Source organism: Paraburkholderia nemoris (genome assembly GCF_905221015.1).
In the GTDB taxonomy this organism is placed as follows: Bacteria; Pseudomonadota; Gammaproteobacteria; order Burkholderiales; family Burkholderiaceae; genus Paraburkholderia; species Paraburkholderia nemoris.
On record NZ_CAJNBO010000122.1, the window covers coordinates 1 to 533 of the forward strand.

Here is a 533-nt window from a genome sequence, read left to right on the forward strand (position 1 = left end):
AACCACGTATAAGCGTAGCCGTCGGGGTGTTCGGCCTTGTATTCGTTCCACAGCAGGTCAAGCGTGACGCCCTTGCGCGACAGCTCGCGCCGCACAGTAGGCCAGTCGGGTTCGGGGCGTTGCCCTTCAACCCGGGGCGGCGGTGGGTACAGCAGCGCTTCGAGTTCGTCGTCAGAGAGAGTCGTGGGCAGCGGATAGCTGAGTCCGGCGCGTTGCATGCGCCGAACGTACTGTCCGACTGTGGTCGGCGACGCGCCAAGAGCTCGGGCGATCTCCCGATGGTTGAAGCCGCTTTCGAAATGCAGGCGCAGCACTTCACGAATTTTACGCATGGTCAACTTTGGGTATGCCATGTGGCTCCCGACAAAGTGTCGAGCGTGCCACGGTTGACCCGCGTCGCTACCTCATGCGGCTACTGTCCAGCTTCGCGTGAAATCGCTGTCCAGCTTGCCGTGAAATCCGTGTCCACCTTCGCGTGAAATGCCTGTCCAGCTTGGCGCGAAATCGCTGTCCAGCTTGGTGTGAAATACGCA

At 60.8% G+C, this 533-nt stretch carries 1 protein-coding gene; it reads right to left on the reverse strand.

Going from position 1 to position 533, the window contains the following annotated elements; genetic code table 11:
- The coding region (locus KHO33_RS41955) for a sigma factor-like helix-turn-helix DNA-binding protein (protein ID WP_211629355.1) at window positions 1-353 on the reverse strand (353 nt) is incomplete at its 3' end.
- Between the last annotated feature and the right edge of the window lie 180 nt (window positions 354-533).